Consider the following 25,237-nt stretch of genomic DNA (forward strand, 5'->3'; position numbering starts at 1 on the left):
ACAAGGCTCACCCGCAATGTTTACGTACCTTGCCTTGATAATCAGGGCAACTTTGTTTACGATGATAGGCTTTACTATTAACATTAGGCTTTCATGATTGATGCGAACGACATTCCAAGTAGTCAGCTGATTTTATACGCTGATGACGGCTACGACAGTCATGTAGTGCGCCTATTACTTGAGGAAAAAAAGCTTGCCTATTATCTATCACGCTTGCACTCTGAACGGCCTGAAGATTTAACCGAGCTGAATCCCTATCACACCTTACCTGTTCTGCAACAACGTGAAATCGCACTGTATGAGATCAACGTTATCTTTGAGTATCTTGAAGAACGTTACCATACAAACAAGCTACTACCAGATACCCCGCAAGAGCGTGCCCAATTTCGCCAACTGGCTTGGCGTATTCAGCATGATTGGCTGGTACTCGGTAAGCGTCTACTCATGCACCCTAATAGCTTTAATAAAACACAAGCTGCTATTGCGAAAAAACAGTTAAGCGATTCTTTGATTACTCTATCACCACTGTTTGCTCATAAACCTTATTTTATGGCAGACGATTTTGGCTGGTGTGATGTATTGTTAGCACCTTTGTTATGGCGACTTGAAGAAATGGGAATTGAGCTGCCACGCGCAATTAGTCGCCCCTTATTTGATTATCAACAGCGGGTCTTTGAGCGTACTAGCTTTCAAAAAAGTGTGCGTTAATTAGGGTGTATCCTCAATCTGAGCATTAAACCTTAAATGGGTCAAAAATGACTAAATCTTTGTCAAACTGTGTCAAATAGCTTGCTTATATTTCGATATTATCAGTACTATTTTATTTGTTTGGCTGCAATTTTTATTACCATTTGCAAGAGCAGGACACACCCTAGACAATGCTTAACCGCTGTCTTAAAATAGAAAACAACAAAATACCTTTAAGTTATTATCTTCAAATTATCAGTATAGGAAACCCTTAGATGAGCGAAACCACCTCTATTACCCCAACACGTCCTTATATGGTGCGCGCGCTTTATCAGTGGATAGAAGACAATCAACTAACGCCTTACCTGATGGTTGATGCCACTGCCGAAAACGTACAGATTCCAAGGGAACACGTGCAAGATGGTCGTATCGTATTGAATATCGCCAGCCGTGCGACTGGTAATATGAGTATGGAAAATGATTATATTCATTTTAGTGCGCGTTTTGGCGGCGTGTCACAAGAGATTTGGGTACCAATGACGTCGGTGTTAGGTATTTATGCGAAAGAAAACTCGCAAGGGATGTTTTTTGACCCCAATGAATATGACAACTATCAACCTGAAGATGATGCGATAGTAAGCTCACAGAAGAGCCCTACTGCGGCACCTAAAGCCAAACGTGATAATAAAGCAGGTTTAAAAGTGTTGAAATAGTCAATTTTTCGGTATAAAAAAGGCTGGTCGTATTATATACGGTCAGCCTTTTTGTGATTAATCTAAAAGATTTATCATTGTGCACTTTCAGTTAGCATATAAGATTACTAGGTTCTTGGCAATGTCACGCCGCGTTGACCTTGATACTTACCGCCGCGATCTTTATAGCTGGTTTCACATACGTCATCAGCATCGCTTTGGAAAAATAGCATTTGTGCCACTCCTTCGCCTGCATAAATACGCGCTGGTAGATTGGTGGTGTTGCTAAATTCCAAAGTGACATGCCCTTCCCATTCAGGCTCCAGCGGCGTCACATTGACGATAATTCCGCAACGGGCATACGTTGATTTACCAAGACAGATCGTCAATACATCGCGTGGAATACGGAAATATTCCATGGTGCGTGCTAGCGCAAACGAGTTTGGTGGAATAATGCACTCGTCACCGATGACATCAATAAAGCTTTTTTCATCAAAGTTTTTTGGATCTACAATCACTGAATGAACATTGGTAAAAACTTTAAATTCAGGCGCGCAGCGTACATCATAACCATAGCTTGACGTACCGTAGCTAACCAAACGCTCGCCTGTATCATTAAAACGTACTTGACCCGCTTCAAACGGCTCAATCATGCCGTGTTCTTCAGCCATTTTACGAATCCAGCGGTCAGACTTGATAGACATTGTTGTTCCTTAGCAGCTATAAAATAAAATTTACGATATGAACGGTATTTTGATAGCGACGATTATACGGAATTGAGCGCTCAATTTATAGGCTTGCCTGCGTTTAATATAAATCTACAATCAATACGACAACCGCCTACCATTTTGCGAAATGATCTTCTGCTAAGCCCATTATCTTATCGATTTCAATCACGTCATCTTTTAGACGAATCTCACCACTATAAAAGCCAAGCCATTGCTCAAATATACTGGCAAGCACACCAAAGTTATCTGTCTTTTTATAAACGGTTATCGGCGTGAAAGTTAAGTCAATATCAACATTGCTCCAGCCTAGGTTTTGATGATAGATGCGCCAAGGCTGTCGCGTATTATCTATGGTTTTAGCATTATCATCCTGCTCATTAGCTGGCAACTTTAAACCATCACGGACAAACATCACAGGCGGTAAATAATAAATCTGCCCATCCAGCCAGCACGCATTTTCGCTAACCCCTGTTTCATTGACGCCCATCGCTAGATTTAGGGCAAAATGACGACCGTCTGGCAAATAACTATTGATACAACTCCAAAACCAATTGGTCTTGTGACGCATATAGCCAAGCGTCCAATCGAGATTGGCGATAGTCGTTTCGGAAAAGTGGATTTGTTTGGCTTGAGCATCAGTGTTAAATTTTGAATGGGCTTTAATAAGCAAATGACCAGCTAGAGCAGTTAACGGTTCTTTTTGAGTAAAGGTCCAGCCACGCCTGCCCGTTGGTGTGCAGACTGCTAATGGCGCTGCTTGCCGCTGTAGCGTCGCATCAAGCGTAATGTGTTTACTGTCCAATGCTACTGCGATTTTTGATGGCGTAAAATCCAATGTTAATGTGAGATTACTATGGGTAAATGCCATTTGCCCTTGATAGCAATCGCCTTCTAACTGTGTGTGATGCATCAACGGCTGCAATGCTTCACAAACCTCTAACTGCTTAGTCTCATCATTATAAAGATAAACAAAGGCACTGGTTGCCAACTTAATCGTTGCCAATGCCAAACAAATCCGATAAGGCGGCTGGATAATTTGAATAAAGCAGAATTGATTGGCTTTTAACTCTTTGCGCCAGTTTGGCAGCGCCTTTTGCGAAATAAGATGACTGTGATAGTCCAAATAATTGATATTTTTAACGTGAGCAAAAACACCAAAAATAGGCTGACCATTTTGAATAAGCTCGTTAAGAACAGCTGGCTTAATGCTGGTAGATAAGTGTTGCTGATCTTGCTCATTACGATTTTGATTCATGATTGAGGCATCCTAGCCAAATTTTTCTAAAGGTACTATTTTTCCTTGATAACTCACGGCAGTATGTACAGTTTTTCTTTTTGCCTTCGCAGAACCCACAAAAAACGCTGCCGTTATCACCTTAACTTCAATGCTGGTCAATCCATCTGCCAACCTTTCCGTCACATTTGCTGATGGCGTTTGCTACTCCCGTCTTTAGAGTAGCAAACGGCCATCAGTTGATTGTTTGAGAGCTCAATCGCATATATCGGCGAACGGAATAATTTCAGTCACCTATACTGTTTGGGAATATTATCTAAATGTCGTTGATAAATTGATAAGCTCGCAATATTCCCTGTTTAAAAATATAAGTTCTTTAACGATTTTCTACTTAAGCTGTTCTACTATCACTAAGAACTACTATTAAAAAATACGTTTATCATCGACAGGCTTGGCGAATTTATTAATATTGGCTTCGATATTTTTGGCAATGCTAAGATAGTACGGCGCAAACTCATCATCGGCTAATACGCTCGGCTCACCTTTATCCACTTGTGCACGAATACCTCTGGCCAATGGCAACTGACCTAACAGCGGCACCTGATATTGCTCAGCGATTTTTTCGCCGCCGCCTGTGCCAAAGATAGCTTCTGTATGATTACAGTTACTACAGGTATGCAGCGCCATGTTTTCGACTACGCCAAGTACTGGGATGTTGGTTTTGTTAAACATCTCAATGCCTTTTTGCGCATCAAGCAAGGCAATATGCTGCGGCGTCGTGACAATCACCGCGCCCGTTACGGGAATACGCTGCGCTAGTGTTAACTGAATATCGCCCGTACCCGGTGGCATATCAATGACTAAGTAATCTAGCTGCGGCCAGTTGGTTTGGTTATACAGCTGCATCAGCGCACCAGTGGCTTTTGGTCCACGCCATGCGACAGGCGTATTGTCACCATCGAGCAAGCTACCAATCGATAACATCGCCATGCCATGCGCATTGATAGGAACGAACTGCTCATTTTCTAGCTCAGGTCTGACATTATTGACGCCCAGCATGGTTGGCATACTAGGGCCGTAGATATCGGCATCGAGCACGCCAACACGGTTGCCGAGCTTTTGTAATGCCAAGGCGATATTGACAGTAGTGGTTGATTTACCAACACCGCCTTTACCTGACGCCACCACGATAATATGACGAATGCGCGGATGCGCTGTCAATGATGCTTGTGTCGGTGCGGCTTTGGTAATCGGCGGTTCGGCATCAGTTGTCTTATTATTAACTGAAGACTGACTTTGGCTGTCCATTGCATTGGTGGTCTTGGGCATTGCCTTCGGTAAGCTTGATCCTGTCCCTTTCGCTGGCGCTGGTAGACGGACATTCATGTGAATCGCTTTGATACCGTGCGGATGTAGCAGCTGCCCAAGCTCTTGTTGGATGATTTCAGGGTTACTATTTACGGGAAGACGCAAATCTAAGGTAAGCTGATCGCCATCGCGCTCAAGTCCTGTGACCATGGTGGCAATGCTAATGGTACCTACTTCGTAACCAAGCAGCACCTTGTCCACAGCACTATCGCGCTCTGCCCGCTGCTCTGGTGTTTCTGGTTTTTTGGTGGAGGTTTTCTTCATAAAGTTAAACATAGCGACCGTTACTGCCTATACAAGTGGGTAGGTATGGTAAAACAACTCAATTGATACTGTCGTAAATAGCGTAAATAACATAGCCCATAAGCTTTTTAGCCAAACCTTTTACAGTGATAGTGTAGCTGAATTGGATAAATAAAAAAACCACAACGCTAGTGGGACTAGGCTTTATAGCAGCGTTAACCGATAGACAAAAACTGTGAAGCAATAAACAAATAAATAAGTACACCCGAGGCATCACAGACAGAGGTAATCAAAGGCGCACTGGCAGTGGCAGGGTCAAAACCCAATTTATTAAGCACAAAAGGTAAGCTCATACCAATCACACAACCAATCATTACCACCGACATCATACTCAGTGCCAGCACTAACGACACCACTGCATCACCACGTACATAACCGATGATTGAGATAGCCACCGCCATCGTCGCCCCAAGCATCAACGCAACCACTGCCTCTCGACCCAATAATGAAAACCAGTCACGCATGACCACATCGCCAGTCGCCAAAGCTCGCACCATCAAGGTCGCTGACTGCGAGCCAGCGTTACCGCCACTGTCGACCAATAAAGGTAAAAAGAACACCAATACCAAATTGGCGGCAATCACATCTTCAAAACTGGAAATACTAAAGCCTGAGAGCAAGTTGCCAAATACCAAAAACACTAGCCAGAATACGCGCTTACGGTATAACACTCGAACGCTGACGTCTTTTAATTTGCCAACCATGGTCGAGACACCGCCCGACTTATGGAAATCATCGGTTGCCTCATCACTCGCCACATCCATCGCATCATCGTGGGTAACAATACCGACCAAGGCACCACTATCATCGGTAATAGGCAGCGCAATTAAATCATAGCGAGCCACGACTTTCGCAACGTCTTTTTGATCATCATTGACATTACAAGACACTACTGTGCTCATCATAATGTCATTAATCAGCTGCTCAGGAGCCGCTAAAATAAGTACTCGTAAAGAGACAACGCCTAATAACTTACGCTCATCATCAATCACATAAGCATGATAAATAGTCTCGGCATCAGGTGCTTCTAGGCGCAGTGCTGCCAATGCCTCAGAGACAGTCATATGAGCAGCTAAAGTCGCATAATCAGACGTCATCAACGCACCAGCAGTGCGCTCCTCATAGGCAGATAACTTACGAATATCTTCACGTTGTGCCTGTGCCAAGGCGGGTAACAAAGCATCCCGCTGCTCCTGATTGAGGTGCTTATATAAGTCGGTACGCTCATCCGCAGGCATCTCGCCTACTATTTTCGCTAACACAGCCCGAGGAAATACATAGGCAAGTGCAACCTGAATATCCGTTTCTAAATAGGAGAACACGGTAGAACGATTGGGCAGATGCTCAAGTAGCTGCCATGCAAGATTTGGCTCCATGAGTGCTAGAACATCGGCAATATCAATCGGGCGCAAATTTTGAAGTTGATTGATTGATTGCTCAAACTGCTGTTGCTCGATAGCACGGCTTAATTTTGCTGCAAGCGTTTTTGCAAAATTCTTATCATTCATTATACTTACTCCGTGCAACCCGAAACGCTATTCAAGCGCTCATAAAAAAGAGCCAATCTAATTGGCTCAAATTAATATAAAACTAGATGCTAATGGATTGGTCTTTTATTAGCAAGCCCATGATTCTTAAACCAATCAAACAGCCCGCAAACCCATTAATTCACCACTCAGTTAATTCATAAACCACCCATGACTGGCAACGATAGACTGACCTGTGAAGACATTGCTCGGGAATGCTGCTAAAAATAGCGCTAACTGAGCAATATCATCGACGGTCGTGAATTCTTTATCTACCGTATTCACCAGCATAATATCATTGACTACAGATTCTTCACTGATACCTTTTTCGGCCGCTTGTTGCGGAATTTGCTTTTCGACCAATGGCGTTTTGACAAATCCTGGGCAAATTACATGCGTGCGTACATTATGCTCAGCGCCTTCTTTAGCCAATACACGGCACAGCCCAAGTAACCCATGTTTCGCTGTGACGTAAGGCGCCTTAAACATGGATGCTTCATGCGAATGGACTGAACCCATACAGATGACCGTACCGCCTTTGTCATCTTTATACATGTGCTGTATCGCCGCTTTAGTGGTCAAAAACGCCCCATCTAAATGAATGGCAAGCATTTTTTTCCAATCCTCAAACGCCATTTTATGGATCGGATCGATGATCTGAATACCAGCATTGGAGACGAGAATATCAATAGCACCAAAGGTATCGACAAGCTGCTGCACACCAGCGTTTACCGCCTCCTCTGAAGTCACATCCATGGCAATGGCCAGTGCGCGTCCGCCTGCCGCTTCAATAGCATCAACGGTTTTCTGAGCGGCTTCAAGATTAATATCAGCAATACCAACCGCTGCGCCTGCCTTCGCATAAGTCTCAGCGATATCACGTCCGATACCGCTGGCAGCGCCGGTGACCAATGCCACCTTGCCAGTCAAATCTTGTTGTAATGTGGTCGCCATATTTTATAGTCCATTATAAATAGGTTTTTTAGAGGTTTGTGCCAAATATATCTAACAAGCTTATTGAGCAATGCTCACTGGCGTTTTTTCTTGTAGCTCATCAAAGCTAACACCTTCTGCCAGCTCAACTAGCTTTAGACCGTTGTCAGTAACATCTAGTACAGCAAGTTCGGTAATAATCCGATCAACCACCCCTTTGCCCGTCAATGGTAGCTCGCAACTGGCAAGGATTTTTGGCTCGCCGTGTTTATTGACTTGTTCCATCAAGACAATCACGCGCTGCACGCCAGCGACTAAATCCATCGCACCGCCCATGCCTTTAACCATTTTTTTGGGAATCATCCAGTTGGCCAAATCACCTTTTTCTGACACTTCCATCGCACCCAATATCGCAAGATTAACATGACCACCGCGAATCATCGCAAACGACTCTGAGCTACTAAAATAACTGGCACCCGCTTCGGCAGTGACGGTTTGTTTACCCGCATTAATCAAATCTGCATCGACATTTTCTGCCGTTGGAAACTCGCCGATACCTAATAGACCATTTTCAGACTGTAGCCAAACATCGACATCTTTAGGGATATAATTGGCGACTAGGGTTGGTAGTCCAATGCCTAAGTTGACATAATAGCCGTCTTGTAGCTCTTGTGCGGCACGCTGTGCCATCTGCTCTCTTGTCCATGCCATGATAACTTCCTTATTTTTATAACGACCCCAAAAAATATGATGAGCGGTGTCAAACTCACTTAGTCTACTAGATGTAGCACTTTCACTCGTTTTCCTTGCCACTCAAATCTTTAGGAATAGTATGACAATATTCTATTATTAATTTAACATTTTAAAAAAATCTATAAAGCCTTTAACTAAGGGCCTTCAACGGCCTTAGTCGTGGTTTTTTCAATACGCTTTTCAGGATTGCTATTCAAGACGATACGCTGCACAAAGATACCCGGTAGGTGCACGTCATCAGGATCAAAGGTGCCCGTCTCTACGATTTCTTCGACTTCAACAATGGTGATTTTTCCTGCCATAGCGCAATCTGGATTAAAGTTACGCGCCGTTTTATTGAATATTAAATTACCTGCTTTATCCGCTTTTTGCGCTTTGATTAATGACACATCAGCGCGTAATGAGTGCTCAAGTATATAAGTACGACCATCAAAATCACGGGTTTCTTTGCCTTCAGCGACCAGTGTGCCAACGCCAGTTGCGGTGTAGAAAGCAGGAATACCAGCGCCGCCCGAACGTAGTTTTTCCGCTAAAGTACCTTGCGGCGTCAGCTCAACTTCTAACTCGCCTGCCAAGTATTGACGCTCAAATTCTTTATTTTCACCGACATAGGATGAAATCATTTTTTTAATCTGGCGCGTTTGCAATAGCAATCCTAAGCCAAAGTCATCGACGCCTGCGTTATTACTGATGCAAGTTAACCCTTTAACACCACTATCACGCAATGCGGCGATTAACGCTTCCGGAATACCGCACAGACCAAAACCACCGATAGCGAGCGTTTGTCCATCGCTGACGATGCCTTTTAGCGCTTCTTCGGCACTGCTATATACTTTTGATTGACTCATGCTTATCTCCTTGCAAGTCTATTTTTTGTTATTAACTTCTATCATCAATGATTATGAGTGGCTGACATCACTCAATATTTCCATATTTATATTAATACATTTTCTATCGATATATAATAATTAAAAATCCTGTGTTAACTTACCATATTATTCTCGTAGCGAGAAGAGAATAACCATAGGAATATACAAGCCAGCGCAGTAGCGATATATATGATGGGTCAATATCTTATTAAGACAGGATTTATGTTTAATAAAATATCAAATATTGGCTATTTTAAGTAATTTTATTGACCAATATCACTATGCTCTGCATACTCGCTGACTGAACTTTGCCAAGGAGGGCGATCATGTTTAGTACCTTTGCTATTGTCATTACTTTATTATTACTGATGTTTTTTGCTTATCGTGGTTATTCCGTGCTGATATTAGCACCGATTATGGCGACATTAGCCGTACTATTATCAGGTGATTTTTTAAGCACAATTCCTGCCTATACCGATGTCTTTATGGGCGCATTGAGTGGATTTTTACTTAAGTTTTTCCCTATATTCTTGCTGGGTGCATTATTTGGGCGTTTGATGGCAGACTCTGGTGCGGCGACCGCGATTGCCAAAACCGTGGTCGAAAAGCTTGGTGCCAGCAAAGCCATCTTAGCGGTTATCTTAGTTTGTGCCATTTTAACCTATGGTGGCGTCTCGTTATTTGTCGTGGCATTTGCTATTTACCCCATCGCCAAAGACTTGTTTAAAGCCGCTGATATTCCTAAGCGCTTGATTCCGGCAGCGATTGCCTTAGGCTCATTTACCTTTACGATGACGGCATTGCCAGGTACACCTGCCATTCAAAACGCCATTCCGATTCCTTACTATAATACCAACGTTTTTGCCGCGCCTATCTTGGGTATTATCGGCGGTACCATCATGTTTATTTGCGGTTGGTTATGGCTACAATCACGCGCCAGAAAAGCCAATGCAGCAGGCGAAGGCTATGGTCAGCATGACGAAGAGGATGTGGGCGGCGTTGGCGCAGCCAAAAAAGAAACTGAGGTATTAAATACGCATCACACCTCATTTACTATTGCTATGATTCCACTGGTATTGGTCATTGGCTTAAATGCTCTATTAACTTACGCTGTCTTTCCATCAGTGGATTTTAGCGGCTTACAAGCTCAGTTTCCTGATCTAAATATCGCAGGCTCACTGGGTTTATGGTCAATTATCATCTCGTTAGTCGTGGCTTGTGCGGTGTTAATTTTGTTACGTATCGGTCATTGGAATAATCTGCAAAAAACCATCAACCGTGGTACTTATGATTCGATGTTGCCGATTTTTAATACCGCCTCAGAAGTCGGTTACGGCGCGGTTATCGCCTCGCTAGCAGGCTTCCTCATCATTCGTGATAGTATCTTAAATCTAACGCCTGACAATCCTTTAATCTCAGAAGCGGTGGCGATGACCACGCTGGCTGGTATTACTGGTTCGTCATCTGGCGGTTTAAGTATTGCCCTCTCGACGTTGGGTGAAGACTATTTAAGAATGGCGGTCGCAGCGGGTATTGACCCAGAGCTCATGCACCGTGTTGCTGTGATGGCAGCGGGTGGTTTGGATACGCTACCGCATAGTGGTGCGGTCATCACCTTACTTGCGATTTGTGGTTTGACCCATAAGCAGTCTTATCTGAACGTCGCCATGGTGACAATGGTGATTCCACTTATTGCTGTGGTCGCCGTTATCATTTTAGGGACGATATTTGGCTCGTTCTAATGTTCTGGAATGAGGCATTTACTAAACCTTAAAGATAATTAAATGTAACGATTATTGCTTGATACCGAAGAGCCCACTGAGCGATTGCTTGGTGGGTTTTTTATGCATGCTTTCTCATTACTACCTCTAAATACAACCGACTATTTATCTCTCATAATTGATTGACACTCTATATACCGTATAGAGTTAATCGCTTTATTAGCGACTATATTAATTACTCAGGTAATGTCACAAATTTGGCTGAATTACGGTATCATAGGCACACTTTTTTAAATTTTTATTTGCTTAATACGTTTTAGTATTGATAGTTTGATATTAATAGTATCGCGTCTAATAGCTCAAAACCGCTGAAGACGTTTGATAACCAACCCGTTTATATAAAAATATAGGTGATTTTGTGCGTGAGATTCTAGTAACCAGTGCTCTTCCTTATGCCAATGGCGATCTTCATTTAGGCCATCTTTTAGAACATGTACAGACCGACGTTTGGGTACGTGCGATGAAAGCACAAGGTCATCAAGTCACCTATGTCTGTGCCGATGATGCTCATGGCACTGGTATCATGTTAAAAGCTGAAGAAAATGGCGTCACGCCAGAGGAGCAAATTGCCTCGGTGAAAGCGTCGCATGAAGCAGATTTTGCTAAATTTTTGATTAACTTTGACAATTATCACTCCACCCACTCAGAAGAAAACAAGCATTTCTCTGAGCTGATTTATCGTCGCTTGAATGATGCTGGGCATATTAGTACAAAAGATGTCGAACAACTATTTGACCCTGAAAAACAGTTGTTTTTAGCCGATCGTTTTGTCAAGGGTACTTGCCCTGAATGCGCAGCGCCAGACCAATACGGCGATAACTGTGAAGTTTGCGGTACCACCTATGATGCAACGGATCTTAAAGACCCGCATTCAACGCTATCAGATGCCACGCCTATTCTAAAAACGTCCAAGCATTACTTCTTTAATTTGCCTGAATTTGAGCAATTCTTGAAAGATTGGACGCGTAGTGACAATCGCTTGCAAACATCGGTCGCCAATAAACTACAAGAATGGTTTGAAGCAGGTCTGGCAACGTGGGACATTTCCCGTGATGCGCCCTACTTTGGTTTTCAGATTCCAGATACCCCAAGCGATGAGCCAGACAAATATTTTTATGTTTGGCTCGATGCGCCAGTCGGTTACATGGCGAGCTTCAAAAATCTGTGCGATAAACGCGCAGGTACAGACGAGGCGCTTGATTTCGACCGTTATTGGATGCAAGAAAACGAGCATAAAACCGAGGTGTATCACTTCATCGGTAAAGACATCGTTTATTTCCATGCGCTATTTTGGCCTGCCATGCTTGCCGGTAGTGAGTTCCGTACACCAACGGGTGTTTTTGCTCATGGCTTCTTGATGGTCAATGGCGAAAAAATGAGTAAGTCACGCGGTACTTTTATTAAAGCCGAAACGTATGCTGATCACTTACATCCTGAATACTTGCGTTATTATTTTGCTAGTAAACTGTCTGATAAAGTCGAAGATATCAACCTTGATTTAGAAGACTTTATGCAAAAGGTCAACTCTGATCTAGTTGGTAAAGTGGTCAATATCGCCAGTCGCAGCGCTGGATTCTTGGTCAAAAAGTACGACGGCATGCTCACAGAGATCTGCGCTGAACCAAGTTTATTAGAAGATATCACCAAAACGGGCGATGAGATTGCTGCCGCTTACGAGAACCGTGAGTTTTCACGTGCCATGCGTTTGATTATGCAATGTGCTGATAAAGCCAATGAATATATCGATGAGAAAAAACCATGGGCGCTTGCTAAGGTTGAAGGCGCAGAGCAAGAAGTTCAAGATGTTTGCTCGGTCGCGATTAATATCTTCCGTCAATTAATGGTTTATCTTGCGCCAGTATTGCCTGAGCTAACCGCCAATGCCAAAGCGTTTTTGAACATTGACGACTTAAGCTTTGCCAGCCGTAATGAATGGCTATTGGGTCATAAAATCAATAAGTTCAAGCCTTTGATGCAGCGTATCGAAGAAAAAGACGTTGCCGCGATGGTTGAGGCATCAAAAGAGTCTTTGGCTCAAGCTGCTGCTCCAGTTGCTAAAAAAGATAACAAGCCCGCAAAAGAAGCTGATGCTGAGACGAATACTGAGACGAATACTGAGACAAATACTGAGACAAATACTGAGACAAATACTGAGCAAACTGACCATATCGGTATCGAAGACTTTGCCAAAGTTGAGATGAAAGTCGCTCACGTTTTAGCCTGCAATCATGTCGAAGGCGCAGATAAGCTTTTACAATTTACCTTGGACGTTGGCGAAGACAAACCGCGCAATGTGTTTAGCGGCATCCGTAAGTTCTATGAGCCTGAGCAATTGCTAGATAAAAAGGTCATTTGCGTGACCAATCTTGCCCCGCGCAAAATGAAGTTTGGTATCTCAGAAGGGATGGTGCTATCAACTGGCAATCCAAAAACCCAGCTGACAGTGGTTACTTTACCTGACAACTGCGTGATTGGCGATGTGCTTGCTTAATAGTTAGGCTTACTCAACAAACAAAAAAGATGTCCAGCTGGGCATCTTTTTTATTGTCCAAAAACTATCGCTGGTCAATCGCAAAAATCAGTGCTTATATAGAAGATAATATCGATGAATATTGATTCAGCACGTTCTTTATAGAGGTAATGACAAACGCGTTTTAATTTCTTATTGCCATAAGTTACATTACTGTCATAATATGGACGTAATGATCAATGGATTGATTACTTTGATGTTAGCCCGTTATCTCAGCATGCACATAACATTGACTCGGGTAACCTGCACTCTCTAACCTATGAGCCCCAATAAAATGACCTTTGCTACTACTTTACGCTTCAGCCTATTCGGTGCTGCTATGAGCGCCGCGCTTGGATTAATTGGCTGCTCAAACACGACCGACACTGCTGCAACGACAGATACAAGTGCCGCCGCAGATTCTGACAAGCCTGCCAAGACATTAGCCATCACTCAAATCGTCGAACATCCTTCGTTAGATGCGATGCGTCGCGGCATTATTGATGAGTTGGCAGATAATGGCTATGTTGAAGGCCAAAATCTAACCATTAATTTTCAAAGTGCTCAAGGCAATACAGCGACAGCAGGTCAGATTGCGAAGCAGTTTGCAGGAGACAATCCAGATGCCATCGTGGCAATCTCGACGCCATCAGCTCAGTCTATCGTTGCGTCAACTAAGACGATTCCGGTTATTTATACGGCTATTTCAGACCCTGTCGCGGCAAAGCTCATTAATGAGAACAATACGCCTATCCAATCTAATGTGACAGGACTGTCTAGTGAGCTACCTATCGAGCCGCAACTGGACAATATTCAAAAAATTGCGCCTAATGCAAAAACCATTGGCTATGTTTATAGTCCAGGTGAGGTCAATTCGGTGGTGGTACTCAATCAACTAAAAAAAGCTGCGCCTGCGCGTGGGCTTAAGATATTAGACGTAACCGCCAATCGCCCAACGGATGTGGCGATGGCGACTCGTAGCCTTGCTGGTCGTGTTGATGTGATTTATACCTCACTAGATAATAATGTGGTATCCGCCTTTGAAGCGATGGCAGGTGCTGCCAATGAGCTTGATATTCCTGTCATTGCCTCAGACGAGTTCAGTGTGCGACGTGGTGCAACTGCGGCACTTGGTGTCAATGATTATGACTTTGGTCGTACCACAGGCAAAATGGTGTATCGTGTTTTAAATGGCGAAGCAGTTAGTAGCGTTAAGCCTGAAGTGATGAATACTTTAACCTTATATGCAAGCCCGAAACATGCGGCTGAGCAAGGCTTCAGCCTGACTGATGAGCTGCTAAAAAATGCCATTAATATCGACAAACAAGCGCAGAGTGCGGATAAATAATACGGATAAATAATACGGATAAATAGTTTTGACAAGTAGCACTGAAAAATAACATTTAGCCTTCTATATAGATGGCTCGCTTTACCCTTTATCCATCTATACCTTTTATCTATAAATTAAATAATGTACGGACACATTATTATTTTCAGGAGTGAGACCCATGTTGTATCAAAATCGTTTTGGTCATTTTAACTTTAGTAAAGCACTATTATTAGGTGGCGTTTGTACTGCCATCTTGACTGGCTGTAATCAATCAGCACAAGATACCAGCACCACTGATACAGCTGCGACTGGCGATGCAGCCACGGCTATGAAGACTGTCGCAATCACAGCTATCGTCGAACATCCAGCGCTTGATGACGTCCGTAAGGGCGTTATCGACGAGCTTAATGAAGCAGGCTTTAAGGATGGTGAAAATTTAAAGGTTAATTTCCAAAGCGCACAGGGTAACACTGCCACTGCTGGACAGATTGCTAAGCAATTCGTCGCAGACAATTCAGACGTTATCGTTGCGATTGGTACTCCATCAGCGCAGTCAGTAGCTGCTGCTACTAGCAGTATCCCTTTAGTATTCTCAGCAGTCACTGACCCAGTTGCCGCCAAACTAGTGACCAAACTAGATGGCTCTGGCACCAATGTCACTGGCGGCTCTGATGCCCTGCCTTATGAGCCACAAATTGAATTGATGCGTCAAATCATCCCGAGCCTGAAGAATGTCGGCTATGTTTATAGCCCAGGCGAAGTCAACTCAACGATTATCTTGAAAAACTTAAAAGAAAAACTGACACCACTAGGTATCAATGTACTCGAAGCGCCTGCCCAGCGTAGTACTGATATTGCGATGGCAGCACGTAGCCTCGAAGGTAAGGTCGATATGATCTATACCTCAACCGATAATAACGTCGTATCGGCTTACGAATCACTATATCAAGTCGCTAAAGAGAGCAAAATCCCACTGATTGCGTCTGACACTAGCTCCGTTGAGCGTGGTGCCGTTGCTGCATTGGGCGTGAATTACTACGAGCTTGGTCGCGAAACAGGCAAAATCGTGGTACGTATTTTAAATGGTGAAAAAGCAGGCGCTATTCCTGTCTACACCCCGCAAATGTTGGATCTATACGTTAGTCCAAAGCATGCCAAAGAAGAAGGCATTACTTTGTCACAAGCGGTTATCGATAAAGCAAAAGAAGTGGTAGAATAACGCACTTTTATAGCTAGCTCATTACAGCTATCATAAGGTAGATATCGAGTTTGATGGATTTGGTGTCAGCCGTCATCTACCTTTATGCGATGAGGCTAAATGTTTAACATCAGAAACCCAGCTATGAATCAGTAGGCTGGGCTTCTTATTTAAACCACATTGATTAAATATAAAGTATTTGCGTCATTTCTAAATTTGCCCTTTTTTTAATCAAAGCTTTGAACCTAGGTAGCTTATGATAGCTGTTGATCGTGACATGTTTTGGTTTACCCTAACCGCAGATTGTTTAATCTGTTAAATTCACCGCTTAGTCGTTTAGCTAAAATTGACGTATAGATGAGACAGCGCTGATCTATATCACGCACTCATTCTATGAATCGATATTAGAACGTTAGTTGCTAAACGCTTGGTTATGACTTACTGATCTCTTATGTCTTTAATTGCTTTTTTTGGTGCACTTGAAAGCGGTCTGATTTATGGCCTAGTAGCACTTGGTGTGCTGATCTCATTTCGCACCCTCGACTTCCCCGACTTGACCGCTGACGGTAGTTTTCCACTAGGTGGCGCTGTCGCTGGTATTTCTATCATCGCTGGTGTCAACCCATGGCTTGCCTGTGCTTTTGGTATGTTGGCAGGTTCAGTCGCTGGTATTGTTACGGCATGGCTACACGTCAAACTTGGCATCCTGCAACTACTTGCCAGTATCTTGGTGATGGTCGCACTATATTCTATCAATTTACGGATTATGGGTGCGCCGAACTTGCCATTATTGGGTGAAACCACGGTCTTTAGCACCTTGGTCACTGATGGCAACGGTTATTGGATGCGCTGTCTAATTATTGGTGTCGTGGTGATAGCTGCCATGTTATTTTTAAACTGGTTCTATAGTACCGAAACGGGTCTTTCGATGCGGGCGACGGGTTCCAACCTCCGCATGGCACAGGCGCAAGGCATCAATACCTCATGGATGACCATCATTGGTATGGCGATTTCTAATGGTTTGATTGCTCTAGCAGGTGCATTGTTTGTGCAGACTCAAGGTGGCGCAGATATCTCGATCGGTATTGGTACCATTGTCATCGGTTTGGCAGCGGTCATCATCGGTGAAACCATCATTCCTGCCAAGCGAATTTGGCTGATTACCTTTGCCGTGGTCGTCGGTGCGGTGCTGTACAAGCTATTTATTCAGGTGGCGCTATCGAGCGATACGCTCCGTAGTATTGGTTTTGGTCCGCAAGATTTAAACTTGATTACAGCGCTACTCGTCGTATTTGCCTTGGTATTGCCAAAAGCTAAAAATAAATTTTTAAGTCGTAAAGTTCGGGCTTAATGTCAATGTGCAACCATAAGGAATAATTATTATGATGCAAGCTACAGATTTGCGGTTGACCTTTAATCCTGGAACGCCCATTGAAAACCCTGCCCTACGCGGTATCAATCTCAACATCGCTGATGGTGAATTTGTCACTGTCATCGGTACCAATGGCGCGGGTAAATCAACCTTTTTAAATGCGGTCAGTGGTACCACGCGCGTCGATAGCGGTTCAATCTTATTAAATGGTATCGATGTCACCAAAAAGACCGCGCACCAACGCGCCCATTGGGTGGCTCGTGTCTTCCAAGACCCGATGGCGGGGACTTGTGAAGCATTAACCATCGAAGAAAACATGGCGCTGGCTTATAAGCGCGGCGGCAAACGTGGTTTGAGCTTTGCACTCAACCAAAATAACCGTGATTTATTTCGCGAAAAATTATCAGTATTAAAATTGGGGCTAGAAAATCGTCTGACCGACCGTATGGGTCTGTTATCCGGTGGTCAACGTCAAGCCGTCAGCCTATTGATGGCTTCATTGCAACCTTCCAAAATTTTATTGCTTGATGAGCATACTGCTGCCCTCGACCCTAAGACTGCTGCTTTCGTTTTAGAATTGACCGATAAAATTGTAACGGACAATCAGCTTACAACGATGATGGTTACCCACTCGATGCAGCAGGCATTGGCGCATGGCACCAGAACAGTGATGTTACATCAAGGACAAGTGGTATTAGATGTGGCTGGCGATAAACGTCAAGGCATGACTGTACATGACTTACTTGATATGTTTGAGCAAACTCGCGGCGAAAAAGTCGAAGATGATAGCTTGATATTGAGTTAAATAACTTAGCAAAATTCTTCAACTCTTGAAAAAATAGAACGTCTGTTTAATATCAGGCGTTTTTTTATGACTGCTTTAATTGATACGACTGTCTTAATTTTTAAGCATCAAGCAATACTAACTTTTGAATCAACTCACTGACATGTTGTGACTGCATTTTTTTCATCACTTGTGAGCGATGCACCTCTACCGTGCGGACCGATATATCTAAATGGTTGGCGATATTTTTATTCAGATTGCCTTGCAGTAACTCATTGGCGACCTGCTTTTCTTTATCGGTCAGCTGCGCATAAAGATTTTTAATATCATAAAGCGTGGCGCGTTTTAGAGTGAGGTCTTGCGCACGCGCAAGCGCTTCTTGTAGCCGGCGGCTATTAATCGGTTTTTCCAGATAGTCAGCCGCACCTTGCTTCAGCATATTGACAGCATCAGCAATCTCGCCATTTCCCGTTAGCGCTATCAATGCCATAGGGCTGTCCTGTTGACTAAGGTGCACTTGTAGCGCTTGACCACTCATCTCTGGCATCATCAAATCACTCACAATCACTGCTGGACGATAGATATTGACTTGCTGTAAAAATATCAGAGCACTTGCCCACACTTGGGTCGATAGCCCTAAGCTGCTAATCAAAAAATCACAGGACATGCGCACACTTTCTTCGTCGTCAATGATATGAATGATAAGCGATTCTGGCGTAATGCCTGATAAATCGTCAGACAGATGACTGCTTTCATCTTGCCAGCACGTAGGCTCATTTGAGAGTTGATTAGACGTCATATGTGACCTTATGGCTAAATACATTATTGATATTCATTAGAGTTTTTCGTCATTATTCGCTAAAGATAATGACAGATAAAAAGATATTTGTGCGCCCACCGTGTTTGACAGCTGATAGTTAGCATTGGTTTGTAGCAACTGTATTTTACCGTTTAAGCTACGTTTAAAGCGTCGGTGCTCGCTGCTCATTACTTGGTAAACTTGCTCAATTTCAGGTTCGGCATCAATATTATTTAGCTGCATCATACCGCCCAGCGACTTGCATAAGCGCTGACATATCATCAGTCCTAATCCTAGACCGCCTGCTTTCGTTGATTGAGTGGCATACTGACTGGGTAGGTTCTCTGGTAGGTGCTGTGCTTTAAGCTGGGCTTGATCAAAGCCGCCAGCATCATCGCTTAGATGCAATACCAGCCATTGCTTGCCATCGTGTTCTTCTGCCTGACAGCGTAGCATGATATTGGTCGCCCCTTGCTGCGCAGCATTGGTCATGCTATTTATCAATAACTGATCTAATAATAAATTTGGCAAGGTTAAATGCTGGTAATCACTTGCCAGCCAAAAATTGACACCTACTGCTTGCTCACCCAATAATAAGATGCACTGTTGATAGATAGCTGCGATATCGACACGAGTTTCATTCGCTTGCGACCGTCCAGCCCAGCGGCGAATATTAGTCACTACAGCAGCGACGCGTTCTGTTTCACATACAATCTGCTGTAGAGCATTCTCTGTTGCCGCACTATCAAGTGGCGCTATGTCGATAGCATTTTTAGACAAACTTGCGTGTTGACTGCGTATCAATAACCCTTGCGCATAATTTTGAATGGTTGCCAGCGGCTGATTGATTTCATGAGCGATAGCACCGCTCATCTCACCGATGACCGCAAAGCGCTCTGATTGGTGTAACTGCTGATCATAATCACGGATTAGTCTATTTTGCCGCACTATCTTTTTTTGCCGCCGCCATGCCAGCCAGCTCATCCAAGCATAATTTACTGTCGATATCAGGATAACCAAAATAATCACAGCCATCCACAATCGATGCGCCTTTATCCAGTCGATCATATGCGCGCTCAGCTGCTTTTGGGCGGGATGACGATTCATCTCATAAAGGATGCGCTCAGCATCGCTACTCGATTCTGCTGGCAACCAGCGCTGCTCTGCTTGACTCTTGCCAAATAAATGTTGATTGATCTGGCGCACCAAAGCATCTGGCGCTTGCTCGGTCGCTGCCAGTGTCCAATTTGGATATATTTTCGTTGAAGAGTGGCAGCTAGATACAGTGGCGACTGGGTGAATGAGACGGTACTGCTTGTCATTGATTTGACCGCGCCTTGCCATCTCCTCCATCAAACAAAGCGGCGTAATGGCAGCGTCTACCTTGCCACTAGCCAAGGCATGCAAAGTGCGCTCTATCGGATAACCGACAAACTGTGTTTGATAGTGACTTGGCGTGATGCCATTTTGCTGTAATAAATGCGCGCCCAATAAATAACCGCCAAATGCGTCAGTGTCGACGGCAGCAATATGACGTTGCTCTAAATCCTGCAAACGATAAATATCACTGTCGGCAGCAACCCATAAAGCACTGGCGACCTCTTCCATCGCACTCGGCTGTTTTAATGGCGTATATTCATTTAGCTTATTAAATTCATTGGCGAGGGTGACTGTCGTCGATAGCTGATTTTGCGATTGTTGCCCATTAACACCCTCAGCATCAAATCCTTGATTGCTAAAAATTTTATCACGAGGACTTTTATCACGAGCGTTTTGCGCATTGCTATTTAATTGAGCCGTCTCTGTTTGTAAGGTAGCCAGCCAGCGCCACCTGATGGTATTCATTTTTATAAACTGTACTTGCGGGCCAAGCACTAGCGCAAACTGCTGTGCTTCTATTTGCTGTTGCCAATTCTCCAGCGCCAAAGGTACCAATATCACGGTGTCATCTGATAACTGATCATTAAGCTCGTCAAGCCACGGCTGCCAGCGATTTTGTGCGGCTGTTTCGCCTTGCGGTGCCAGCACACCCAAATAGTAGGTCTGGGCGGTTGCCTTGGATAGCGGCAACCAAGCAACCGATGCCACAACGATAATAAAACAGGTCTTTAAGATAGTCCAAATTTTAGACTTTTTATGCATACACCTAGCCTTATATTTGACCTACTAAACGTACATTATAGTAAAAACCTTAATTCTAATGTGGTTTTCCACAATATCACAATATTACCCGCTACCCTATACTAGATGACAGTCGTGTAACTTTTAATTCGCTGAGCTTAAAGCACAAATATTCGATTTCAATTTTGATTTCAATAAGAATGATTAATACACCTCATGAAATATGGGTGATGAATTATAAGCTTGGTAAAAATATCTTATGGAGGGCGGGCTTATGAAAAAATGGCCACTGATTATAATAATAGCAGCCATCATCGGGCTGGTGGTTGCCTTTATTATTGGGCAATTACTGCCAAATATGCGCACCAGCAGTAGCGATATCGAGATCAATATCACTGATCCTGCTCTCATCAAGCAGGGCGAATATATCGCTCGCACTGCTGACTGTATTGCGTGTCATACCACGCTCGATGGCGAGACTTATGCAGGCGGTCTGCCTATGCTAACGCCACTTGGGGCAATTTACTCGACCAATATCACACCCGATCAAGAAACTGGCATCGGCAACTACAGTTTCGCCGACTTTAAAAATGCCGTTAAGCATGGGGTACGCAGTGATAATAAAGCCTTATATCCTGCTATGCCGTATCCCTCTTACCAGCTCATGCCAGAAGAAGACTTAGCCGCGATGTACGCCTTCTTTATGTCCGATGTCACAGCCGTCAAGCAAGCCAATCTAAAAAGCGAGCTACCTCCGATAGCAAACTGGCGCTGGCCCTTGGCATACTGGCAGGTCTTATTTGATCGCAAGCGTGACTTTGTCCCTGAGACAGACGACGCACTATTGACTCGTGGTCAATACTTAGTCGAAGGTCCTGGGCACTGCGGCTCTTGTCATACTGGGCGCGGTATTGGCTTTCAAGAAATCGCTCTAAGTAATGCAGATTCTAACAAGTATTTGAGCGGTGCCATCATCGATGGTTGGCGCGCCAAAAGTATCCGCGGTGAGCATCGCGGACTTGGCACTTGGACGGTTGCAGAATTAAATGACTTCTTCAAAACTGGTCGTACTGATACCACTGCTGCCTTTGGTGCCATGGCCGAAGTGGTTGAGCATAGCACCCAGTATATGACCGACTACGACATCAACGCCATGTCATCTTATCTAAAAACATTAACGCCAGCACCAAACAAAGAAGCCACACTGCCTGCGAAAAAAGACATCACTACGCAAAAATTACTAGATGGTGACTATGATTCGCGCGGTTCGATTTTGTACGCCGAATATTGCCAAATTTGTCACCGTGTCGATGGTAAAGGAGTCGCGCGTATTTTCCCAGCGCTTGATGGCAATAGTGCGGTTTATTCTAACAATGCCGATTCGGTCTTACAGATTACCTTGAGCGGTGGTCGTATGCCTGAAACTCCACATGACCGTATGGCATTTACTATGCCTGAATTCAGCAATCTTAGCGATGCAGATGTGGCAGAAGTGGTCAATTATGTCCGCAATAGCTGGACCAACCAAGCGCCTGAAATCGATGTCAATGACGTGGTAAAAATGCGGGCTTTCCTCGCCAAAAAACCAAAAACCAGTACGGATATTGCTCCAGACTTAAGTATTGACGCGCAAACAAAAGGAGCAAAATAATGAAAAAATCTCCACTCAACTTGCCTACTATTGCTCGCGTTATCTCTCAAAAAATGACCATAGGCAACTTAACCACCGCTATCCTTACTGCTTCAGCGCTTAGTATCGCCGCTATCAGTAGTGGTTGCTCGCAGCCCGAGCCTATCGAGCAGAATGCACCTGAGTACGGCTTAGTCACCACTGATGATGCCAACGAAGATATCGGCACTTATGTGCTGCCGCAAGATACGGCTATCTTGGATGAACCAAATGCTGATGAGATATTTTATGGTAAACGCTTATTAAACGAAACTAAGCGCTTACTGCCAGAGCATGTGGGCGCGCAAATGAACTGTAACAGCTGCCATATTTCACAAGGTAAAATTCCACTGGGTGATCCGTACATCAATAGTTATAACTTCTATCCGCGCGTGATGCCACGATCTGGTAAGGAAGTTGATTTAACCAAACGTATTAATGGCTGCTTCCAGCGCTCAATGAATGGCAAACCGTTGAAACCTGAATCCCCTGAAATGCTGGCAATGTTGGCTTATATGAAGTGGCTATCGCAAAACACCCCAAAAGAGCAAAAAGTCGATATCCAAAATACGGGTAAAGTGGATGAATCATTAACCCCAGACCCTGTCCGCGGCGAACAAATTTATAAAGCTCAATGTGCAACTTGTCATGGTGATAATGGCGAAGGCATCAAAGACAGTCGCGGCGATATCGTGTTCCCGCCACTGTGGGGCGATGAATCCTTTAATATCGGTGCTGGTATGGCACGTACTTACAAGGCGGCAGCCTTTGTAAAATACAACATGCCCATGGGTATTCAGACCAAAGGCTTATGGGGTCACGGAAATGTGCTGAGCGATCAAGATGCCGTCGATGTGGCGCACTTCTTTACTCATCAGCCGCGCCCTGACTTTGCTGGTAAGGTCAATGATTGGCCAAATGGTAAAAAACCTAAAGACGCGCGTTACTGATATCTTAAGAAGACGGTATTTATAAAGACTTTACTTAAGAGGACTTCACTTAGCAGACATCATTCTATGCTCGCTTGTGAGTGAGCATTGACACGATAAACCTTTAAGAAAATGCATTTTTCTTAAAGGTTTTTTTGTTATCTATCAAACCCGCGAAAGAGGACGCCATCCGACATTAGGGTGGCGGTGAATTTCGCATCATTTTCAATGTTTAAATTACATAATATGCGCCTGAATCCAGTATAATAATTAATTATTGTAATACTTATAACTCACCACGAGCATTTATGAAAATCAACAAAGCGTATAAATTTAGGCTTGAGCCTAATACGGAGCAAGAGGTTATTTTAAATAATCTTGTCGGCTCTGCACGTTTTGTTTGGAATCAAATGCTGGCAATCTCATTTGAGATGTTTGCTAAAGATGAGTTTATTAATGCCACCAATCTGGTTAATAAAATTATAGATTTAAAAAGTAATCCTGATTTTAACTTCCTAAAAAGCAGCTCAAACGCTGTGTCTTTACAACAAAAAGTACGCGATCTGGCATCGGCTTGGTCGCGGTTCTTTGATCCTAAAGTACATGCCAGATTAAAAGACAATAAAAAGAAACCTCGCAAACCCAAGTTCTTTAAACTGGCTGACGGCACAGAAATCCAGCTACGCTCGTTGATGCCAAGATTTAAGCGCAAATCCGATGGCTGCGACTCAATTCGCTTGGTTCAGTTTGATAAATATTGCCGTGTTGAAGGTAATCGAGTAAAACTGCCTAATGGCATTGGCCTGGTGAAGTTTAGGAAGTCGCAAGACATCATTGGTACAATTAAAAATGTCACCATCAGCAAGAAATCAGGGCACTGGTACGTGTCTTTTGGTACGGAGCGAGAACTGGATGAGAACCCTCGTCACCCTGCCACAAGCGCCATTGGCTTGGACATGGGTATCAGCAAACTACTCACCACTTCAAACGGTCAGTACATCAAACCGAAAAACAGTTTTAAAACCAATCAACTCAAACTTGCCAAATTGCAACGAGGGTTAGCAAAGAAAGTAAAATTCAGTGAAAACTGGAAAAAGCAAAACCGCAAGATTCAAAAGCTACACAGCCACATTGCTAATATTCGCCATGACTACTTGCATAAAGTCACCACCCGCATCAGCAAAAACCACGCCATGATTGCTTGTGAGGATTTAAAGGTCGCTAATATGTCGAAATCAGCCAGCGGGTCGGTGGAGAACAAAGGTCGTCATGTTAAAGCCAAGTCGGGATTAAACAAATCAATCCTAGATCAAGGCTGGGGCATGATGGTTAATATGCTTGAGTACAAACAGCAATGGCGCGGTGGGTTACTGATCAAGGTAAACCCACACTACACCAGTCAAACCTGTTCTCAATGTCAGCATATTGCTAAAGAGAATAGACAAACTCAGTCTAAATTTGAGTGCGTCAAATGTAGGTATGTTGCGAACGCTGATTTTAATGCGGCTCGTAATATATTAGCGGCAGGACATGCCGTTTTGTCTGCGGAGGGAGGATGCAGTAAGGGTCGCCCGTTGAAACAGAAAACAAGCGACCTTCGTGAGAAAGTCGCCTAAGAGCATCTGCTTTTAGAATCCCCCACTTGAGCTTGG

At 43.8% G+C, this 25,237-nt stretch carries 20 protein-coding genes; 11 read left to right on the forward strand and 9 right to left on the reverse strand.

The annotated features are described in order from the left end of the window. Window positions 1–93 precede the first annotated feature (93 nt). Window positions 94–708: a glutathione S-transferase N-terminal domain-containing protein gene (locus INT03_RS13855; RefSeq protein ID WP_193009387.1), complete on the forward strand. Its 615-nt coding sequence runs from the start codon at window positions 94–96 to the stop codon at window positions 706–708. 254 nt (window positions 709–962) lie between these two features. Next, window positions 963–1,400 carry a ClpXP protease specificity-enhancing factor gene (locus INT03_RS13860; protein WP_193009388.1) on the forward strand — a complete coding sequence of 146 codons (438 nt, stop codon included), beginning with the start codon at window positions 963–965 and terminating at the stop codon, window positions 1,398–1,400. A 107-nt stretch (window positions 1,401–1,507) separates the two neighbouring features. On the opposite strand, the gene dcd is transcribed toward INT03_RS13860, so the two are convergent. The 7 genes from dcd to INT03_RS13895 form a co-directional block, all read right to left on the reverse strand. After that, window positions 1,508–2,083, reverse strand: a complete 576-nt coding sequence (gene dcd / locus INT03_RS13865; RefSeq protein WP_045455197.1) for a dCTP deaminase — start codon at window positions 2,081–2,083, stop codon at window positions 1,508–1,510. Between the two features lie 136 nt (window positions 2,084–2,219). Continuing rightward, window positions 2,220–3,362: a DUF2804 domain-containing protein gene (locus INT03_RS13870; RefSeq protein WP_193009389.1), complete on the reverse strand. Its 1,143-nt coding sequence runs from the start codon at window positions 3,360–3,362 to the stop codon at window positions 2,220–2,222. A 402-nt stretch (window positions 3,363–3,764) separates the two neighbouring features. Further along, the gene (gene apbC, locus INT03_RS13875; RefSeq protein ID WP_193009390.1) at window positions 3,765–4,985 is read right to left on the reverse strand and encodes an iron-sulfur cluster carrier protein ApbC; all 1,221 of its coding nucleotides are present in this window, start codon (window positions 4,983–4,985) and stop codon (window positions 3,765–3,767) included. A gap of 182 nt (window positions 4,986–5,167) precedes the next feature. Beyond that, on the reverse strand, window positions 5,168–6,520 hold the full coding sequence (gene mgtE / locus INT03_RS13880; RefSeq protein WP_193009391.1) for a magnesium transporter: 1,353 nt from the start codon (window positions 6,518–6,520) through the stop codon (window positions 5,168–5,170). Window positions 6,521–6,691: 171 nt separating this feature from the next. Then, window positions 6,692–7,492 (reverse strand): 3-hydroxybutyrate dehydrogenase, encoded by an 801-nt coding sequence (locus INT03_RS13885; protein ID WP_193009392.1) that lies wholly within the window; start codon window positions 7,490–7,492, stop codon window positions 6,692–6,694. A gap of 60 nt (window positions 7,493–7,552) precedes the next feature. Continuing rightward, window positions 7,553–8,182 carry a CoA transferase subunit B gene (locus INT03_RS13890; RefSeq protein ID WP_193009393.1) on the reverse strand — a complete coding sequence of 210 codons (630 nt, stop codon included), beginning with the start codon at window positions 8,180–8,182 and terminating at the stop codon, window positions 7,553–7,555. 176 nt (window positions 8,183–8,358) lie between these two features. After that, window positions 8,359–9,072, reverse strand: a complete 714-nt coding sequence (locus tag INT03_RS13895) for a CoA transferase subunit A (protein WP_193009394.1) — start codon at window positions 9,070–9,072, stop codon at window positions 8,359–8,361. Between the two features lie 347 nt (window positions 9,073–9,419). Here INT03_RS13895 and INT03_RS13900 point away from each other — a divergent pair, with 347 nt between their 5' ends. The 6 genes from INT03_RS13900 (at window position 9,420) to INT03_RS13925 (ending at window position 18,088) form a co-directional block, all read left to right on the forward strand. Beyond that, window positions 9,420–10,835 carry a GntP family permease gene (locus INT03_RS13900; RefSeq protein ID WP_193009395.1) on the forward strand — a complete coding sequence of 472 codons (1,416 nt, stop codon included), beginning with the start codon at window positions 9,420–9,422 and terminating at the stop codon, window positions 10,833–10,835. A 397-nt stretch (window positions 10,836–11,232) separates the two neighbouring features. Then, window positions 11,233–13,365: a methionine--tRNA ligase gene (gene metG, locus INT03_RS13905; protein ID WP_193009396.1), complete on the forward strand. Its 2,133-nt coding sequence runs from the start codon at window positions 11,233–11,235 to the stop codon at window positions 13,363–13,365. 313 nt (window positions 13,366–13,678) lie between these two features. Then, window positions 13,679–14,731 (forward strand): ABC transporter substrate-binding protein, encoded by a 1,053-nt coding sequence (locus INT03_RS13910; RefSeq protein ID WP_193009397.1) that lies wholly within the window; start codon window positions 13,679–13,681, stop codon window positions 14,729–14,731. Between the two features lie 160 nt (window positions 14,732–14,891). Further along, complete coding sequence (locus tag INT03_RS13915) at window positions 14,892–15,932, forward strand: ABC transporter substrate-binding protein (protein ID WP_087815043.1); 1,041 nt, start codon at window positions 14,892–14,894, stop codon at window positions 15,930–15,932. 430 nt (window positions 15,933–16,362) lie between these two features. Then, window positions 16,363–17,262, forward strand: coding sequence for an ABC transporter permease (locus INT03_RS13920; RefSeq protein ID WP_045446789.1), 900 nt, complete (start codon window positions 16,363–16,365; stop codon window positions 17,260–17,262). Between the two features lie 31 nt (window positions 17,263–17,293). Further along, complete coding sequence (locus tag INT03_RS13925) at window positions 17,294–18,088, forward strand: ABC transporter ATP-binding protein (RefSeq protein WP_045446787.1); 795 nt, start codon at window positions 17,294–17,296, stop codon at window positions 18,086–18,088. Between the two features lie 100 nt (window positions 18,089–18,188). On the opposite strand, the gene INT03_RS13930 is transcribed toward INT03_RS13925, so the two are convergent. Together INT03_RS13930 and INT03_RS13935 are read right to left on the reverse strand one after the other, a co-directional pair. Further along, entirely contained in the window at window positions 18,189–18,866 is a 678-nt protein-coding gene (locus INT03_RS13930) for a response regulator transcription factor (protein WP_176393072.1), read from the reverse strand. Between the two features lie 36 nt (window positions 18,867–18,902). Continuing rightward, a complete protein-coding gene (locus INT03_RS13935; RefSeq protein ID WP_193009398.1) occupies window positions 18,903–21,008 on the reverse strand; it encodes a PhnD/SsuA/transferrin family substrate-binding protein in 2,106 nt (701 codons plus the stop codon). A 253-nt stretch (window positions 21,009–21,261) separates the two neighbouring features. Between INT03_RS13935 and INT03_RS13940 the strand changes: the two genes are divergently transcribed. From INT03_RS13940 to INT03_RS13950, 3 genes are all read left to right on the forward strand, one after another. After that, window positions 21,262–22,638, forward strand: a complete 1,377-nt coding sequence (locus INT03_RS13940; protein ID WP_193009399.1) for a cytochrome c — start codon at window positions 21,262–21,264, stop codon at window positions 22,636–22,638. Further along, window positions 22,638–23,606: a c-type cytochrome gene (locus INT03_RS13945; protein WP_226950204.1), complete on the forward strand. Its 969-nt coding sequence runs from the start codon at window positions 22,638–22,640 to the stop codon at window positions 23,604–23,606. Before INT03_RS13940 ends, INT03_RS13945 begins: the two co-directional genes overlap by 1 nt. A 287-nt stretch (window positions 23,607–23,893) precedes the next feature. After that, window positions 23,894–25,201 carry an RNA-guided endonuclease InsQ/TnpB family protein gene (locus INT03_RS13950; RefSeq protein WP_087815047.1) on the forward strand — a complete coding sequence of 436 codons (1,308 nt, stop codon included), beginning with the start codon at window positions 23,894–23,896 and terminating at the stop codon, window positions 25,199–25,201. Window positions 25,202–25,237: the final 36 nt, after the last annotated feature.

The organism is Psychrobacter sp. PG1 (assembly GCF_014897815.1).
Lineage (GTDB): Bacteria > Pseudomonadota > Gammaproteobacteria > Pseudomonadales > Moraxellaceae > Psychrobacter.